This is a genomic window from Chengkuizengella marina (genome assembly GCF_009910845.1).
GTDB lineage: Bacteria > Bacillota > Bacilli > Paenibacillales > KCTC-33759 > Chengkuizengella > Chengkuizengella marina.
Window position 1 is genome coordinate 221,450 of sequence record NZ_SIJB01000029.1, and the last position, 18,182, is coordinate 239,631.

The 18,182-nt window shown below is 34.8% G+C and carries 15 protein-coding genes; 13 read left to right on the plus strand and 2 right to left on the minus strand.

Annotated elements, in window-relative coordinates:
• Positions 1–106: 106 nt before the first annotated feature.
• Together ERL59_RS14565 and ERL59_RS14570 are read left to right on the plus strand one after the other, a co-directional pair.
• Positions 107–850, plus strand: coding sequence for an IclR family transcriptional regulator (locus tag ERL59_RS14565; protein ID WP_160646952.1), 744 nt, complete (start codon positions 107–109; stop codon positions 848–850).
• A gap of 255 nt (positions 851–1,105) precedes the next feature.
• Positions 1,106–2,398, plus strand: a complete 1,293-nt coding sequence (locus tag ERL59_RS14570; protein ID WP_160646953.1) for a homocysteine synthase — start codon at positions 1,106–1,108, stop codon at positions 2,396–2,398.
• 98 nt (positions 2,399–2,496) lie between these two features.
• Here ERL59_RS14570 and rraA read toward each other — a convergent pair whose 3' ends face one another.
• Positions 2,497–2,976 carry a ribonuclease E activity regulator RraA gene (rraA, locus tag ERL59_RS14575; protein WP_160646954.1) on the minus strand — a complete coding sequence of 160 codons (480 nt, stop codon included), beginning with the start codon at positions 2,974–2,976 and terminating at the stop codon, positions 2,497–2,499.
• A gap of 117 nt (positions 2,977–3,093) precedes the next feature.
• Positions 3,094–5,805, minus strand: a complete 2,712-nt coding sequence (gene acnA / locus ERL59_RS14580; protein ID WP_160646955.1) for an aconitate hydratase AcnA — start codon at positions 5,803–5,805, stop codon at positions 3,094–3,096.
• A 222-nt stretch (positions 5,806–6,027) separates the two neighbouring features.
• Here acnA and ERL59_RS14585 point away from each other — a divergent pair, with 222 nt between their 5' ends.
• From ERL59_RS14585 to ERL59_RS14635, 11 genes are all read left to right on the plus strand, one after another.
• A complete protein-coding gene (locus ERL59_RS14585; RefSeq protein ID WP_160646956.1) occupies positions 6,028–7,032 on the plus strand; it encodes an amidase domain-containing protein in 1,005 nt (334 codons plus the stop codon).
• 132 nt (positions 7,033–7,164) lie between these two features.
• On the plus strand, positions 7,165–8,322 hold the full coding sequence (locus ERL59_RS14590; protein ID WP_160646957.1) for a D-alanine--D-alanine ligase: 1,158 nt from the start codon (positions 7,165–7,167) through the stop codon (positions 8,320–8,322).
• 69 nt (positions 8,323–8,391) lie between these two features.
• On the plus strand, positions 8,392–8,709 hold the full coding sequence (locus ERL59_RS14595) for a hypothetical protein (protein ID WP_160646958.1): 318 nt from the start codon (positions 8,392–8,394) through the stop codon (positions 8,707–8,709).
• A 245-nt stretch (positions 8,710–8,954) separates the two neighbouring features.
• Positions 8,955–12,233, plus strand: a complete 3,279-nt coding sequence (locus ERL59_RS14600; protein WP_160646959.1) for a DEAD/DEAH box helicase — start codon at positions 8,955–8,957, stop codon at positions 12,231–12,233.
• Between the two features lie 353 nt (positions 12,234–12,586).
• The gene (locus ERL59_RS14605) at positions 12,587–13,114 is read left to right on the plus strand and encodes an NfeD family protein (protein WP_160646960.1); all 528 of its coding nucleotides are present in this window, start codon (positions 12,587–12,589) and stop codon (positions 13,112–13,114) included.
• 41 nt (positions 13,115–13,155) lie between these two features.
• Complete coding sequence (locus ERL59_RS14610; RefSeq protein ID WP_160646961.1) at positions 13,156–14,610, plus strand: SPFH domain-containing protein; 1,455 nt, start codon at positions 13,156–13,158, stop codon at positions 14,608–14,610.
• A 106-nt stretch (positions 14,611–14,716) separates the two neighbouring features.
• Positions 14,717–15,391, plus strand: a complete 675-nt coding sequence (locus tag ERL59_RS14615; protein ID WP_160646962.1) for a PspA/IM30 family protein — start codon at positions 14,717–14,719, stop codon at positions 15,389–15,391.
• 126 nt (positions 15,392–15,517) lie between these two features.
• Entirely contained in the window at positions 15,518–15,886 is a 369-nt protein-coding gene (locus tag ERL59_RS14620) for a DUF350 domain-containing protein (RefSeq protein ID WP_407925720.1), read from the plus strand.
• Positions 15,887–15,989: 103 nt separating this feature from the next.
• The gene (locus tag ERL59_RS14625) at positions 15,990–16,805 is read left to right on the plus strand and encodes a sulfite exporter TauE/SafE family protein (protein ID WP_201763575.1); all 816 of its coding nucleotides are present in this window, start codon (positions 15,990–15,992) and stop codon (positions 16,803–16,805) included.
• A 135-nt stretch (positions 16,806–16,940) separates the two neighbouring features.
• Positions 16,941–17,777, plus strand: a complete 837-nt coding sequence (locus ERL59_RS14630) for an inositol monophosphatase family protein (protein WP_160646963.1) — start codon at positions 16,941–16,943, stop codon at positions 17,775–17,777.
• Between the two features lie 32 nt (positions 17,778–17,809).
• Positions 17,810–18,112 carry a hypothetical protein gene (locus ERL59_RS14635; RefSeq protein WP_160646964.1) on the plus strand — a complete coding sequence of 101 codons (303 nt, stop codon included), beginning with the start codon at positions 17,810–17,812 and terminating at the stop codon, positions 18,110–18,112.
• Positions 18,113–18,182: the final 70 nt, after the last annotated feature.

Sequence of the window (18,182 nt, forward strand, 5' to 3'; positions counted from 1 at the left end):
ATTGACTGAAATTTCCCAAAATAAGTTTTAATTTTAAACTAAATAAGGTATAATTATTGTAACAGAGTTTCATCATGTGAAACACATATCAAGGGTGGTGTAATTTATGGAACAAACAAAAAGTGGAACAGTTCGTGCAGTTGAACGAGCATTAGATATTTTGTTATGTTTTACAGATGAAATTGATTTAGGTTTGACGGAAATAGCAGAAAAGACAGGATTACATAAAAGCACCGTTTTTCGTTTATTAGCTTCCTTAGAAGTGAAAGGGTTTGTGATTCGTGATTCTGTTACAGAGAAGTATAGATTAGGTTTTCGGATTTGGGAGTTATCTGCAAACTTATCACAATCTGATGATCCAGCAACGATTCTTTTACCAGAAATGGAGCGATTAAGAGATATCTTAGGTGAAACCATTAGTTTATACATTCGTGATAATAATGAAAGAATTCGTATACAAGCAGTGCAAAGTAAACATTCTATTAGAAGAGTTGCACCGATAGGTGCTAGATTACCATTGTATGTTGGTGCATCCAGTAAAATTTTAATTGCATTTGATAATATGGACACTCAAGAAAACATGATCAAAGAATGGAGAGAACTAATAGACATCTCTGCTTATAAGGATCAAATAGCAGAAATTAGAAAGGTTGGATATGCCACAAGTATTGAAGAAAGGGAGCCTGGTGTCGCAGCTGTTTCAGTTCCCATCTTTAATAGTTCGCATCAATTGGTAGCTGCTTTATCCGTTTCAGGTCCGGTAAATCGTTTAACATTAGAAAATATGAAAGAACATGCTGGGATTATGATTGAAACAGCAAATCGAATGGGGAAAATGATTAGACCCTAATGAAATAAAATTATAAAAGTCATATTTGTAAACTGTACCCGAATAAGGAGACATGGATTGAAGTGTTCTCATTATTCGGTTTTTTATGTGTAGAAGTGTAATTTAAAACACCTTCATTATGAAGTCCTTCCTATTGAATATATGTAACATATAGTATAATATATATGTTGATAAATTATTTTATATATATTGGATATAAATGTATTTATTGAGTTTAATTAGTACATATTTTTGGAAATCATGGAGGGACAATTTATGTCAGAAAAACGAAAGTTAGGTTTAGAAACGTTATCAGTACATGCAGGTCAAGAGATTGATCCAACTACGATGTCATCCGCACTTCCAATCTATCAAACCGCTGCTTATGGATTTAAAGACACTGAACATGCTGCAAAACTTTTTGCGTTAGAGGAATTTGGGAATATTTACACTAGACTAAATAATCCAACCTCAGATGTTTTTGAGAAAAGAGTAGCTGAATTAGAAGGTGGTCAAGCAGCTTTAGCAACTTCTTCTGGTTTATCTGCAGTCACTTATTCAATCTTTAATATAGCGGGTGCAGGGGATGAAATCGTATCTGGTTCAAGTTTGTATGGCGGCACTTATAATTTGTTTTCAACAGCTTTACCTAGGCTGGGTATTGACGTTAAGTTAATTGATCCTAATGATCCAGAAAACTTCCGTAGAGCAATTACGGATAAAACAAAAGCTTTATACGCAGAATCTTTAGGAAATCCTAGAGGTGATTTATTAGACATAGAAGCAGTTGCAAAAATTGCTCACGAACATAACCTTCCATTCATAGTTGATAATACGATTCCTAGCCCTTATTTATTACGTCCAATTGAACATGGTGCAGATATTGTTGTACATTCCGCTACTAAATTTATCGGTGGTCATGGTACTTCAATGGGAGGGATTATTGTTGATGGGGGTACTTTTGATTGGGAAGCTAGTGGAAAATTCCCTGGACTAACTGAACCAGATCCAAGTTATAATGGTGTTAGATATACAGAGGCCGTAGGTTCTATTGCATATATCGTTAAAGCACGTGCTCAATTGATGAGAGATATGGGGGCTTCAATTTCACCATTCAATTCTTTCTTACTAATGCAAGGATTAGAAACTTTACATTTACGTATGGAAAGACATAGTGAAAATGCGATGAAGATTGCAAGATTCTTAGAAAATCACGAATTTGTTGAAACGGTTAGTTATGTAGGTTTGGAAAGTCATCCTACACATCATCTAGTTAAGAAATATTTACCTAGTGGACAGGGGGCTGTGATGAATTTTGAGGTGAAAGGTGGGCTTGAAGCAGGAAAAAAATTAATTAACTCTGTAGAGCTTTTCTCACATTTAGCCAATATTGGAGATTGTAAATCTTTAATTATTCATCCAGCAAGCACGACTCATGCCCAACTAAAAGGTGATGATTTATTATCAGCTGGAGTAACTTCTGGAATGATTCGATTGTCTATTGGTACAGAGTTTATCGATGATTTAATTTATGATTTAGATCAAGCTTTACTTAAAAGTCAAAAATAAATTTTTCTTTTATATAACAAAACGCCCTAGTCGATAGGGCGTTTATTTTGTTAGAAATATGGGCTAAACTAAGCAATTATAAATAAATGTATATAGAATTATAAGATCTTTCTAGGAGATACAATGATGCCATCTTCGTCAGCATATACATATTCACCTGGTACCCAAGTCATCTCACCAAATTTGAGTATGACATTCATTGTTCCCTTACCTTCTTTTTTACTTTTTAAAGGATTAGTACCTAGTGCTCTGATACCGAACTCTAACTTTGATAAATCTACTGAATCACGTACACATCCATTAATTATAATACCGCTAAGTCCCCTAGATACGCCAATTTCACCTAAACGATCACCCATCAGAGCACATTTTTTTGATCCACCTCCATCCACTACTAAAACTGACCTTTCAGGAACCGTTTTCAAGGCTTCTTCAAGTAAAACATTATCTTCAAATATTTTTACTGTTGCAATAGGGCCAAAAAAAGCTTGCTTCTTACCAAATGAACGAAATTCTGTTTGGCATATTGATAATTCTTCCGCATATTCATCACATAAATCTGTTGTTTTGAAACCCATTTGTTTCATTTCCTCCTTACGTATAAGTTAAAAAAACGTCCTAATTGATGCAATCTCTTAGGACGTTTGTATTAAACTGATTCAATTATTAAATTAATGGTTGCTGGGTATTAAATGTTAATTCATTAATTGGCGAAGTACAGTTTGTAAAATTCCGCCATTACGGTAATAATCTACATCGACCATACTGTCTAAACGACTAATCGTATTGAATTCAAACTTTGTACCATCTTCACGAGTCGCTTCAACTTTAACGATTTGCCCTGGTTTAACATCATTGTTTAGACCAACGAAGTTAAATGTTTCTTTTCCAGTAATACCAAGGGACTTCCAGCTTTGTCCTGCTTCAAACTGAAGTGGTAATACACCCATACCGACTAGGTTGCTTCGATGAATTCTTTCAAAGCTTTCAGCAACAACTGCGTGAACACCTAACAAGTTACTTCCTTTTGCTGCCCAGTCACGTGAACTTCCAGTACCATATTCTTTTCCTGCAAATACTACAAGTGGTGTAGCCGCTTCTTTATATTTCATTGCCGCATCATAAATTGGCATCACTTCATTTGTTGGCAAGTAAGTTGTGACTCCACCCTCTGTACCAGGAGCAAGTTGGTTACGGATACGAATGTTTGCAAATGTACCACGCATCATGACTTCATGATTTCCACGTCTAGATCCATAAGAGTTAAAATCTTTACGTTCAACACCATTATCTGTTAAATATTTTTCAGCTGGACTGCCCATAGCGATATTTCCAGCAGGGGAGATGTGGTCTGTAGTTACTGAATCACCCATAAGTGCTAATGTTTTTGCATCATTAATATCTGCGATATCACCAACTTCAGGAGTTAAACCTTCAAAAAATGGTGGATTTTGAATATAAGTAGACTTCTCATCCCACTCATATAATTTACCTTCAGGAACAGGAATATCATTCCAACGTTGATTAGCACGGAATACATCTTGATATTTATCACGGAATAGTTCAGGGCTCATCGCTTGATTAACAGTATCTATTACTTCTTGATTAGAAGGCCAAATATCTTTTAGGTATACTGCATTATTATTTTCATCATGTCCAATGGGTTCTGTAGTTAAGTCAATATCAGTTGTACCTGCTAAGGCATACGCAACAACTAATGGAGGTGACGCAAGATAGTTAGCTTTTACTTGAGCATGAACACGTCCTTCAAAGTTACGGTTACCACTTAATACAGAACATACTGTTAAATCATTGTCTGCAATCGCTTTGGAAACTTCATCTGGAAGTGGACCGCTATTACCAATACATGTCGTACAACCGTATCCTGCTACATAGAATCCAAGCTCTTCTAAAGAGTCAAGTAAGTTCGCTTTTTTAAGATACTCAGTAACAACTAAAGATCCAGGAGCTAGACTTGTTTTTACATAAGCAGGTACTTTTAGCCCTTTTTCAACTGCTTTTTTAGCTAATAAGCCGGCACCTAGCATAACACTTGGGTTAGAAGTATTTGTACAGCTTGTAATCGCAGCAATAACAACAGAACCAGTAGTTAGAGTAGTCGTTTCTCCATTTGGATGTTTTACTTCTACAGATTCTTTGATTTTGTCTTCGGAAATTCCTAAACCGCCTTGATCAACTGGCTTACGTACAACTTCGTTAAACTTTTGTTTCATTTCTGTTAGTTCTACACGGTCCTGTGGACGTTTTGGTCCAGAAAGGCTGGGAACTACAGTAGATATATCTAGTTCAATTGTATCTGTAAATACTGGATCTGGAGTATCATCCGTACGGAATAATCCTTGTGTTTTATAATACTGTTCAACTAGTGCAATTTGCTCTTCACTACGTCCAGTTCCTCTTAAATAGTTTAATGTTTCATTATCTACTGGGAAGAAACCAACAGTTGCTCCATATTCAGGAGCCATATTTGCTACTGTAGCACGATCAGCTAAGCTAATGTTGCTTAATCCAGAACCATAGAATTCAACGAATTTACCAACAACACCTTTTTTACGTAGTGTTTCTGTAATGGTTAGTGCAAGGTCAGTTGCCGTAGCGCCTTCCGCTAAACTTCCAGTTAATTTAAAGCCAATTACATCAGGAGTCACTGAATATAATGGCTGTCCAAGCATTCCTGCTTCAGCTTCAATCCCACCTACACCATAACCAACAACACCTAAACCGTTGATCATGGTAGTATGTGAATCTGTACCCACAAGTGAGTCAGGGAATACTTCTGTTACCCCATTTACTTCTTTTGTAGCTGCAACGGAAGCTAAGTACTCAAGGTTAACCTGATGAACAATCCCAGTTGCTGGTGGAACCGCACGGAAATTATCAAATGCAGTTTGTGCCCAACGTAAGAAGCGGTATCTTTCTTCGTTGCGTTCAAATTCTACATTCATATTGTATTCCAATGCATTTTCAGAACCAAAAGCATCGATCATAACAGAGTGATCGATAACTAAATCTACTGGGGCAAGTGGATTGATTTTATCTGGATCTCCACCTGCTTTGGCAACTGTATCACGCATAGCTGCTAAGTCAACAACTACAGGTACACCTGTGAAGTCTTGAAGAACGATTCTAGCAGGAACAAAAGGAATTTCTTGTTTGTTTTGTCCCTTATTTTCTGCCCAGTTAGCAATTTGGTTTACATGTCCTTCTGTAATCGCACGACCATCAAATTTACGGACTGCTGCTTCTAATAATACTTTAATGGAAAATGGAAGCTTTGAGATATTTCCTACATTCGCTTTATCTAACTCAGGTAAAGAATAATAAGTATATGACTTATCTCCTATAGTTAGTTGAGTGCGAACGTTAAATTGATCTTTGTTAGTCATCAAATTTCCTCCTTAAATGTTCATAGTTTCATCTAATGAAACTTAATTTCAAAAATATCTTTAATTTAAGTATAGCGGTTTAATAGCAGGACGTAAAGATTTTTTTCATGTGATAAGCTATAAAAACATATAGTATATACAGCGCTGGTTCTCTGAGGTAATATGCTTTAAAAAGGAACTTTTTGAACAATCTTTATAATACAATGTGATGGAGGGACACTTATGAGCTCACATTGGAGAGCAACATTAAATGAATATGTAAGAATGTATAACCAATTTGAAAGTCGTTGTTCCATAGATCCGTTACTTCCTCTATTATTGGACGAACAATACAAGGATATGCAATACAAAAGATTATACAGAATTCAGGACAAAAAGTTTAACCTACAAAAAAACGAAACAAGAATGAAAATAATCAAATTACAGAGCGGGTATGATCGTACAGAAGTGGACATTCTACTTAAACGATTTTTTTTATATGAAGGTAACTATAAAAAATATGAGGAGGAGAGGATAGAGCAACAACACATTATTCTAAAGAAGCAAAGAGGGAAATGGATGATTGAGAAAATTGATATTCCTGTTCCTGAACGTAAGTATTGTAAAAACCCACCAGTAACTTCATCAAATCCTCACATAAATAATCAAACCAGCTTATTTCCATATGATAAACACTCTGTACCATTTATTAATGAGCAAATATTTAATAGATCTTCAAAGAAAAGTTATCGTTACCTACGTTCAAAGGTGAAAGAATATGCAGATGTTTGGTGGGAAAATCCCAATCCAGATTTTCGATCGTTTAACGATGATTGTACTAATTTTGTCTCACAATGTATCTATGCAGGCGGTGCTTCAATGAATTATACTAAGAGTAGGGCTTCAGGATGGTGGTATAATTCAGCTAGAGAAAAAGATGGTTGGAGTTTTAGTTGGACCGTATCTCAATGCTTGAAAAATTATTTAATATCTAATCGAAATGGACTTCGGGCTGAAACAGTGGAAGATCCAAGACAATTGCAGATTGGTGACGTTATCTTTTATGATTGGGACGGAGATTCAAAATTTCAACATAGTGCAATAGTGACAGACAAAGATGATAATGGCATGCCACTCGTTAATGCAAGAACGGTAAATAGCAAACACAGATATTGGGATTATAAAGATTCATATGCTTGGTCTGAAAGAACAAAGTATAGCTTCTGCCATATTTACGATACAATTTAAAAAACTAATACTAATAATTTGCTGGTTAAGATGATCGAAGTGACTGGTTTTAGTCTAGATCATTTTCAAACTGGAAGGAATAGAAGTAATCATTTTGTTATTGAAAATATTATTTACTTGGAGGACGACTAAATGGGGGAGAAAATTAAAGTTGGCTTAATATATGGAGGGAAATCTGGTGAACATGCTGTTTCTTTGGAAACAGCTTTTGCAGTACTTCAGTCATTTGACTATTCAAAATATGATGTTTTACCTATATATATTACAGAAAAGGGAAGTTGGAGAAAAGGTCCCTATTTAAAAGCTCCTGTTGAGAATAAAAAACTATTATTGTTAGAAGATGATAAAAAGGATGCAAAAGCATCGTCTGATAAAGCAGTAATATCTTCAATGCCCTCACTTTCTACCTCACAGCAACTGAATGACATATTTGAATTTCATTCTGATGAAAATTCAAAAGGTATGAATGCAGTGGATGTAATTTTTCCTTTGTTACACGGCACAAACGGTGAAGATGGTACGATTCAAGGGATGTTTGAAATGGCGAATACTCCATATGTAGGTGCTGGGGTTTTATCCTCTGCTATGGGTATGGATAAAACAGTAATGAAAAAGATTTTCGCTCATGAGGGTCTCCCACAATGTATTTATCGTTATTTTACAAAACATCAATGGAAAAAAGATCAGTCTTATTATCTTATGGATGTTGAAATATCAATAGGTTATCCTTGTTTTGTGAAACCAGCTAATTTAGGTTCTAGTGTTGGCATATCCAAAGCAAATGAACGTGAACAGTTAATTAAAGCAATTCAAGAAGCTTTTAAATATGATCATAAGGTCATTGTTGAAGAATTTATAGAAGCACGTGAAATTGAAGTGGGTGTGATCGGTAATGAAGAACCGGAAGTTTCTGTACTAGGAGAAATTAAATCTTCCAATGATTTTTACGACTATAAAGCAAAGTATGTGGATGGAGAATCTATCATGACCATTCCTGCAGAAGTTGATTCGGATACTGCAGAGTTTATACAAAAATTAGCGATTAAAGCTTTTCAATCTATTGAAGGAACGGGTCTGTCTCGTGTAGATTTTTTTATAGATAAATCTGATAACAAAGTATTCATAAATGAAATTAATACGATGCCTGGATTCACACCGTTTAGCATGTTCCCGTTATTATGGAAACATACAGGTGTTCCATATCAGGAACTATTGGATCGTTTGATTGATTTGGCCATTCTTAGATATAATGAAAAACAAGAACTACAATATGGATTTGATGTAGAATAATCTCAGGAGTCTTCCGATAAACTTCGAAGTCATCTCGTTACTTTTGTAGGTATAAAGGGGTGGGGATCTATGGGTTTTCAATCAGAATTTAATTCAGTGTGTAAATTTAAATCTGAACAAGAGCTTCATGACTTATTAGAATACGGGAAAACGGCAATGGTTAAAAGAGGTTTTCGAGTGTATCCAACAGGTCAAAAAGCGATCGCTTATACACCGAATAACGAAGCAGTAGCCATTGTGAAAATTACTGCTTCTATTGCAGAAATTACCTTTCAAGGTGAAGAATTAACGAAAGTGGAAATGGATTTAGTTCGAAAGTTAACAGAACATGAGGCAAAAATTCAGACAGATTTAGCCTATGAAATGTTCTTCAAAGATAATACTTAGCATTTCAACTTTGCAAGTAATTTGAATTTGTGTTTTTGATAAGGCTCCAATTTTAAGGAGCCTTTTTAAATGTAACAGAAAGTATAATGATCTATAGTTAGTAATAAGGATACAGATTTCAGGGGTATATATAAATTTTCTTGCATGAAGGTTTTTGTACCTTTAGAATGGAAAGAATAGGAGGATATAACAAAGAACGAAACATATAGCATGACTAAAAATTATATTAATAGGATGATATTTAAATGAATGGGATTTTATTTGGTTTAACAGTAGAAGAAATTCAGAATCTAGCTGATGATATGACCGTTTATAATCGCGGTTATTCTTACTGGAAAAATGGTTATGTGACGAAACTAAATTTTATAAGAAGAGAAACGTTATGTGAGGCTCTTGTAGAAGGAAATCATAAATATAATGTCCGTGTTCAAATGGATGATCATTCTAAAGATTTACATGTACAGTGTGATTGCCCGGCGCATAATGGATATTATAATTATTGTAAACATATCATTGCTACCTTATTAAAGATTAATGAATTGGAAACAAGTGGGCAGTTATTAAAATATTATGAGCAAAAACAAAATGGAGTCCAAAATTATGAACCTCCTTCTATTCCTAAAAGAGATCAGGTTGCAACGGATCGAATGATTCAATTATTTGAAAAATATCATATCAATAATGAACAAGAATACGAGAATAAAAGAGATATAATGAGTGTGGAATACACTTGTAATATTATGGATTCCATCGATTCTGGTTCTCTATTGACTTTGGAATTAAAAGTTGGAATCAGCCACACATATATCGTACGTAATATGAGAGAGTTTCTTACCGCCCTATTTAATAATAAACCATATATTTTCACAAAAAAATTTACATATGATCCTAATGAGAATCAACTTGAAAAAGAGGATTTAGAGATTTTCAAAATACTTCAAGAAATCATAGAGAATGAAGCTTTTTACGGTGAGACATCTGCCTACTCTTATGTAATTAATTCATCAAACCGCGATCGATTTCTTAGAATTCCACCCCATCGTTCAGATGAATTATTAAGTAAGTTAATAAATAGAAATATAAATGTCGAAAGTGGATGGGATAGGTATATTCATATTCAAATTGTTGATGAGGTACCTCCATTTTATTTTCAACTAGATAAATTTAATAAATCTGACTTTTTATTGAAATTAAAAGGATTTGACTCTGTTGTTTTTCTTGAATCCTATGGATATATTTTTCAGGAGGGAACTTTTTATCGGGTATATCATACACAATTTCAAATGTTGTTGGATTTGAAAAAAGAATTCCGATCACAATCTCAATTATTAATTAATAGAGAACAAATTGAAGGTGTGATTTCTAATGTGGTACCTAACTTAAATAAAATTGGAAAGGTCGAAATTGCAGACCATATTTCAGATCAACTGATTAATCCCCCTTTAATAGTGAAGTTGAAGGTGGACAAAGAAAACGATTTGCTATCTTCTTCGTTAGAATATCATTATGGAGATATTGTGATTGAACCGTTGCAAAGGGTGATTTCCAACAAAGAACAGGATCTTATTTTAATGCGAAATGTGGAAAAAGAAAATGAAGTGATGTCTCTTATTGAAAATACACCATTTAAGTGGAATGGGGAAAGATTGTATATTGATGATGAATATGACATGTTCCAGTTTTTATATGAAGATTTACCTAAGCTAGAAAAAATAGCTGAAATCTATATTTCCTCATCTGCTAAAGAATTGTTACCTAATGAAGACTTTGTGCCTAAGACAAATATGGATATTAACCCTTCCACAAATTTATTTGAAGTGAAATTTGAAATGGACGGAATTGATAGTGAAGAAGTTTATCAAATTTTACAATCTGTAATTGAAAAGAAAAAATATGTTCGTTTGACGGATGGTAGTTTTGTTTCTTTACAACATGAAGATTTTAAAGGAATAAGACAACTTTTTGATGAACTAGAGATACAACAATCCGATATTGACGGGTTAACTATTCAAACAAATACAATGCGTGGATTACAAGTAGAAGAAATTATCAATCAAAACAAATCTACAGTGAAGATCGGAAGGGATTTTCGTCAACTATTAGACCATATTAAACATCCTGATAACTTAGAGTTTGAACCACCAGAAAGCTTGAAAAGTACATTGCGAGACTATCAAGTGTTTGGTTTTCAATGGCTGAAAATGTTAGAACATTATCATTTTGGCGGAATATTGGCTGATGATATGGGGTTAGGAAAAACCATACAAAGCATCTCTTATATTTTATCAGACAAGGAAAGCAATGTAGAAATGACAGAACCAACCTTGATTGTTTCACCTGCTTCTTTAATATATAACTGGAAAAACGAATTTCAGAGATTTGCTCCTAGACTAAATGTGGTGGTTGTGGCTGGAGACAAACAAACACGCTCAGACATCATGAGTGACTTGTCCAAAGTAGATGTACTTGTTACATCCTACCCACTGATTAGAAGGGATATTGAGATATATCAAGCACACAGTTTTAGAATTTTGATCTTGGATGAAGCACAGAACATTAAAAATATCCAAACACAAACCTCCCAAGCCGTAAGGAAATTAAAAGCTGCCAGACGATTTGCACTTAGTGGAACCCCAATTGAAAATTCGCTGGATGAATTGTGGTCTATCTTTCAAGTGATCTTACCAGGTTTATTTCATGGGAAACAAGCTTTTACACAAATGTCACATGAGAAAATTTCTCGAATCGTAAAACCATTTATTTTAAGACGCATGAAAAAGGACGTATTAAAGGAATTACCTGATAAAATTGAAACGCTTCAAGTATCGGAGTTAACTGTAGAACAGAAAAAATTGTATTTAGGATATTTAGACAAAATACAACATGAAACTAGAGAAGCTCTGCTCAAAGGTGAGTTACAACAAAATAGAATGAAGATATTAGCCGGTATCACTAGACTTAGACAACTATGCTGTCATCCAAGCTTGTTTATAGATAATTATGAAGGTTCATCTGGCAAGTTAGAACAGTTGTTAGAAATTGTGAATGAAGCGATGGACGGAGGACACAGAGTTTTAATCTTCTCACAATTTACGGGAATGTTAAAAATCATTCGTGAGGAATTAGATCAACAACAAATGGATTATTTTTATTTGGATGGAAAAACAGATAAGCTGGAAAGATTGAATATGACAGAAAGATTCAACCAAGGAGAAAAAGAGATTTTTCTTGTGTCATTAAAAGCAGGTGGAACAGGATTGAACCTTACGGGTGCTGATACTGTAATTTTGTATGATTTATGGTGGAATCCTGCTGTAGATGAACAAGCGGTGGATCGAGCTTACCGCATTGGCCAGAAAAATGTAGTTCAAGTGAATCGTTTGATCACTCAAGGGACCATTGAAGAGAAGATAGTTGAACTCCAACAAAAGAAAAAGGAACTGATCGAGAAGGTCATCCAACCAGGGGAAACGATGCTTACAGGTTTATCTGAAGATGAAATTAAAGAGATCTTGAATTTGTAATCTCAAAATATAGTTCAATTTGTAAGTAAACAATATTAATAATGGACCAATTATAACCCTGTCCTTCTATGGCCGGGTTTATTTGGTGGTAGGTTTCTGTTTTTGTGGTTTGTGCTTTGCCTATGAATAGGTTGATTTTTGCAATAATAGAATGTTTTGAAAGTTAAGAAATTTGTAACGTATTTAAAATTAGATTTCTATAAACGAGTGTATAATGAAAGAGAGATTTTAGGAGCTCGACCGCGAAAAATGGGGAAGTATGAAAAAATTTGAAACTTTTGTGACAATGTTGACGTAATACTAGTAGTTGATTTTTACAACATATTGAGGTTGTTAGAAAGGGGTGAATTGAAATGATTGAGATATTCTGGGGCTGTTTCATATTCGGAGTTTTATTTACTTTAGTCACAGTTGTTTTTGGAGATATCATTGGTAGTTTTATGGATGGTGTGTTCGATTTTTTATCTGTGGACGGTTTAGATTTTCTTGAACCAGTTACACTTGTTGGAGGTCTAACGATATTTGGAGGATCGGGGATTTTACTTACACAATATACGTCCCTACATATGACAGCTATTATAATATTATCAGTATGTGCTGCTATTCTGATGTCAATTTTGGTCTACTTCATTTATGTTAAACCTATGAAAAATACAGAGAACTCCATTTCCCATTCTATACAAGACTATGTTGGGAAAATAGGAGAAGTAACAATAACCATTCCAAAGAATGGATATGGAGAGGTTTTAATTAAGATCGGAGCAAGTCAAATTAATGAAATTGCTGCAAGTTATGATGGTGAAGTCATCAAAGAAGGTACAAAGATCGTTGTAGTTGAAGTGAAGGACAGCACCCTTTATGTCTCAAATTTTGATTCATAAAAACACAAATCAATTTACTTTACTTAGAGGAGGATTTTATAATGGATATACCACAATATTTAGTTATTCCAGTTGTTGTTATCGGTGTGATTATCTTATTAGGATTAGCGTTTTGGGCGAGGTATAAAACGGTGAGCTCGGACGAAGCGATGGTTGTCACGGGTTCTATGTTAGGAAGTGGAAATACGATTACTGATGAATCTGGTCGAAAAATTAAAATTGTACGTGGTGGAGGTGCATTTATACTCCCTATTTTCCAAAAGTCAGATTTTCTTTCTTTGATGTCACATAAACTAGATGTTTCAACTCCTGAAGTGTACACTGAACAAGGGGTTCCTGTCATGGCTGACGGTGTAGCGATTATTAAGATAGGAAGCTCAGTAGAAGATATTGCAACGGCTGCGGAACAATTTATGGGTAAATCTAAAGAGGATTTACAATCAGAAGCACAGGAAGTTTTAGAAGGACATTTACGAGCGATCCTAGGAACGATGACCGTAGAAGAAGTATATAAAAACCGTGATCGTTTTGCACAAGAGGTTCAAGGTGTTGCAGCACGTGATTTGAAAAAGATGGGATTAGCCATTGTTTCTTTTACAATTAAAGATTTAAGAGATCAGCACGGATACTTGGATGCCTTAGGTAAACCAAGAATCGCAGCGGTAAAAAGAGATGCTGAAATTGCCGAAGCGGACGCGATTCGTGATTCCAGAATTCAAAAAGCTCAAGCGGATGAAGAAGGGCAAAAAGCAGAGTTGTTAAGAGATACGAACGTTGCGGAAGCAACAAAAGAAAAAGAGTTGAAAGTTGCTTCCTTTAAAAAGGATCAGGATATGGCCAAAGCAGAAGCAGATCAGTCTTACAACATTCAAGAAGCTCGTTCCAGACAACAAGTAGTTGAAGAACAAATGCAAGTTGAAATTGTTAAAAAAGAGAGAGCCATCGATATAGAAGAAAAAGAGATTTTGCGAAGAGAGAAACAATATGATGCAGAAGTGAAGAAAAAAGCGGATGCAGATCGATATGCTGTAGAACAGGCTGCGGAAGCAGACAAAGCAAAACGTATTAGAGAAGCAGACGCTTTACAATATCGAATTGAAGCGGAAGCAAAAGCAAACGCAGAGAATAAACGTTTAGACGGTATCGCGATTGCTGAAGCTGAGAAAGCGAAGGGTACAGCAACAGCAGAGGTTACTCGTTTGCAAGGTCTTGCAGAAGCAGAAGCAAAAGAGAAACTAGCAGAAGCATTTGAAAAGTTTGGTGAAGCAGCGGTACTAGATATTATTGTGAAGATGCTTCCAGAATTAGCAGGTAAGGTAGCTGAGCCACTAAAAGGCATTGATAAATTAACAGTAGTTGATACAGGGAATGGAGAGGGAGCTGCTAGAGTTAGCAACTATGTCACTTCATTAATGGCAACAGCACCAGAAATGCTTAAAGATGTATCCGGTCTTGATGTTCAACAAATGATGAAAAATTTAACTAGCAAAAAATAATTGAAACCAACATTTAATACACCCGTAATATAAAGTAGGTATTGTATAATAGGATATTATCAAATGAAAAAGGTAATACAGATAAATAAGGGAGGATTTTTATATAATGAGTATTTTTAAAAGAATTAGAGACATTTCTGCAGCAGCAATCAATGACTTAATCGATAAAGCAGAAGATCCAGTTAAAATGTTAAATCAATACTTAAGAGATATGGAAGATGATATCGCGGAAGCTGAAATTGCAGTTGCTAAACAAATTGCGGTTGAGAAGAAATTGAAACATAAGTACGAAGAAGCGCAAGAAATGGTAGACAAACGAAGTCAACAAGCAGTTAAAGCTTTAGAAAGTGGCAATGAGGATTTAGCTCGTCGTGCATTACAGGATAAAAAAGAACATCAAGAAAAATTGGATGACTTCAAAACTCAATATGATAATGCAAAATCTAATGCTGACTCCTTACGTAAGCAACTAGAGGAAATGAAAGAAGAATTTAATAAAATGAAAAATCGTAAGGATACATTAGTAGCCCGTGCAGAATCAGCAAAAGCACAAAAGAAAATTAATCAGACCATGTCTGGATTTGGTAAAGATACAGGTGCTAAAGGCTTTGATCGTATGAACGAAAAAGTATTACAGATGGAAGCAGAGGCAGAAGCAAGCGAAGATCTTAAAAACTCTTCACGTTCATTAGACAATGAGCTTGATGCATTAGATAGTAATGATGTAGATGATGAATTAGCTGCATTAAAAGCACAATTAGCCAATAAAGACAAAGCTTAATATATTTCCATATAACCACCGTTATTTTCAACAGATAATAACGGTGGTTGATCTATTTATTCATAAGACAGGAAGTGAGTATGTTTGTTTGATTTTATTTTGGAACATCAATATTTATCTACTGTTTTGTTTTATGCAGTGGTCATTATATTTATTTTAATGAGTTTGTTCATTTTTGAATTAGTAACAAGATACAACAACTGGGAACAAATACAGAAAGGGAATTTGTCCGTTGCGATGGCTACTGGCGGAAAAATATTTGGTGTAGCAAATATCTTTCGGTTTTCAATAGAGCATAATGATTCTTTATGGGAGGCCATTCAATGGGGAGGTTTTGGTTTCTTTTTATTATTAATTGCCTATTTTATTTTTGAATTCATGACACCTAAATTTAACGTGGATAAAGAAATTGAGAAAGATAATCGTGCAGTTGGTCTTCTTTCATTATTGATATCTGTAGGAACATCTTTTGTAATAGGTGCTAGTATTACATAATGAACTACTTCTTATATTGTCCGTGAAAGCGCTTTGAAAATGATAAATTTCTGAAAACTTGGATCATATACGATATAATGAATCAAAAAAAGGTAGTGAGCTTTTGATTAGTTATTTGTTCATTCTATGTATTGGAATTATATCTGCAGTTTTTGGAAGTTTGGTTGGTTTAGGTGGAGGTGTGATCATTGTTCCAGCGTTGATCTATTTATCTCCTTTATTATTAGATCATGAGATGTCTACTTCTGTAGCCGTAGGGACCTCCTTGACAGTGTTGATTTTTACAGCAGCCTCTTCTACATTTACATTTTTAAAACAAGGTAGAGTAGATTATAAGAGCGGAATTTTATTTTTTACAACCAGTGGACCAGCTGCCGTGTTAGGTGCCTCTTTAACCAGTGCATTTCAAGGTGATTCTTTCAAGCTCGCATTTGGAATCTTCATCTTTTTTATGGCTATTTTATTGATTATAAAAAAATATTTAAAACCGCTCTCTTTTCATTGGAAAATTCAAAGGTCTTATATAGACCCTGCAGGAAAAAGCTTTACATATGGCTATAATATATTGCCAGCTTTATTAGTAGGGTTTGGTGTTGGTTTAGTATCTGGGTTATTTGGGATTGGTGGGGGCTCCTTATTTGTCCCAGCGATGGTACTATTGTTCTCATTTCCTCCACACGTGGCCACTGCGACATCCATGTTTGTTATTTTATTCTCCTCTATATTAGGTAGTGCGACACATATTTATTTAGGAGAAATTGATTGGTTCAGTGTATTGGCACTAGCTCCTGGAGCATTGTTTGGAGGGTGGTTGGGTGCTTGGATTGCAGGAAGAATGAGTAGTAAATTATTATTGAATATTTTATTGGTTATTTTGTTTCTAATATCCCTACGTTTAATCATTGAAGGTATGATTTAGGCAGATCCCTTATAGAATAATCGCAAAAAATTCAGTAATATTTAAGTTGTGTTAAGTAATATATAAATGAAGTAAGGATTTGAAATAACATTTACCCAATTGATGATTTTAAATACAAGAAAAGAGTGGTGTTCAATGTATACAGTTGGCCGAAAAAATTATACAGTAGTTGCTATAAATACGGCTTCCAAAGCAGGTGAATGGATTAAAAGCAGGTGCGGTAAGCACTCAAATATAAAAACAAAACTATCGTCTCATGATCTAGTAACTGAAGTGGATAAAGGTTGTGAAACGATGATACGCAATCTTCTTCTAACCTACTTTCCTGATCATTCTTTTTTAGGTGAGGAGGGAGTAGAGGTTGGCCCAGAAGCATCGGTAAAAGCCGTTGATTCTATTCAGGAAGCTGAGTATGTATGGATTGTAGATCCCATTGATGGTACAACGAATTTTGTACACGGGTTTCCATTTTACTCTGTTTCCATTGCATTGGCTCATAAAGGGGAAGTTATACTTGGCGTAGTATATGACCCTGTTCATGATGAAATGTTTGTTGCTGAAAAAGGGAAAGGTGCGTACCTTAGAGGACAAAAGATGGAGATTTCCAAGGAAAATGAATTATCTAGCAGCTTACTAGGTACGGGGTTTCCAGTTCAACAGAACGCATTAACTACAAATTTAAAGGGGATACAAGCTTTATCAAATAAAGTAAGAAACATTAGAACAACAGGCTCTGCTGCACTCCATTTAGCTTATGTAGCAGCAGGCAGAATGAGTGGCTTTTGGGAATTAGAGTTAAATGCATGGGACATTGCAGCAGGTGCTTTATTAATCAAAGAATCAGGTGGAGAAGTAACGGATACAAAAGGTGAACCCTACCAATTGTGTGTGAGGAATGTATTGGCAACCAATGGACTAATTCATCAATCATTACAAAAGGAGCTTGTTAGTGCCGAAGCAACTGGTTTTTAATGAATTATTTTTATAGATAGGATGATGAATGAGTGGCGTTTGGAATTACAAAAAAAGAACTCAAGGAGTGGAAAGAGAAAGTTTCTCAAGGAGAAATTGCCTTTTTAACGCATTATTGGTTTGATCCAAGATTTCCAAATATAAAAACCGTTACAAAAGTAGGGTGTGATAATTTGGAACACTTATCCAATTGGTGTGAGCAGAATGGATTGAACCCTAAATATATTCATCGTCGATCTGAATATCCTCACTTTGATTTGATTGGTTCTAAGCAGAAAGAAATCTTACAGGAAGAAGGTCTTCAGAACCATCTTCGACGATTTAAAATGATTTGATTGAAATAAATGAGAGTATAATTTTGAATAAAAAAAAGAGTACAATTAGATAAACTGGCACCCATGTCAA

Excerpts from the sequence above, each read along its gene's own strand:
- ERL59_RS14630 (WP_160646963.1), top strand. The coding sequence starts at position 16,941 with ATGTATACAGTTGGCCGAAAAAATTATACAGTAGTTGCTATAAATACG.
- ERL59_RS14605 (WP_160646960.1), top strand. The coding sequence starts at position 12,587 with ATGATTGAGATATTCTGGGGCTGTTTCATATTCGGAGTTTTATTTACT.
- ERL59_RS14570 (WP_160646953.1), top strand. The coding sequence starts at position 1,106 with ATGTCAGAAAAACGAAAGTTAGGTTTAGAAACGTTATCAGTACATGCA.
- ERL59_RS14595 (WP_160646958.1), top strand. The coding sequence starts at position 8,392 with ATGGGTTTTCAATCAGAATTTAATTCAGTGTGTAAATTTAAATCTGAA.
- acnA (WP_160646955.1), bottom strand. The coding sequence starts at position 5,805 with ATGACTAACAAAGATCAATTTAACGTTCGCACTCAACTAACTATAGGA.
- rraA (WP_160646954.1), bottom strand. The coding sequence starts at position 2,976 with ATGGGTTTCAAAACAACAGATTTATGTGATGAATATGCGGAAGAATTA.
- ERL59_RS14585 (WP_160646956.1), top strand. The coding sequence starts at position 6,028 with ATGAGCTCACATTGGAGAGCAACATTAAATGAATATGTAAGAATGTAT.
- ERL59_RS14610 (WP_160646961.1), top strand. The coding sequence starts at position 13,156 with ATGGATATACCACAATATTTAGTTATTCCAGTTGTTGTTATCGGTGTG.
- ERL59_RS14590 (WP_160646957.1), top strand. The coding sequence starts at position 7,165 with ATGGGGGAGAAAATTAAAGTTGGCTTAATATATGGAGGGAAATCTGGT.
- ERL59_RS14565 (WP_160646952.1), top strand. The coding sequence starts at position 107 with ATGGAACAAACAAAAAGTGGAACAGTTCGTGCAGTTGAACGAGCATTA.
- ERL59_RS14600 (WP_160646959.1), top strand. The coding sequence starts at position 8,955 with ATGAATGGGATTTTATTTGGTTTAACAGTAGAAGAAATTCAGAATCTA.
- ERL59_RS14615 (WP_160646962.1), top strand. The coding sequence starts at position 14,717 with ATGAGTATTTTTAAAAGAATTAGAGACATTTCTGCAGCAGCAATCAAT.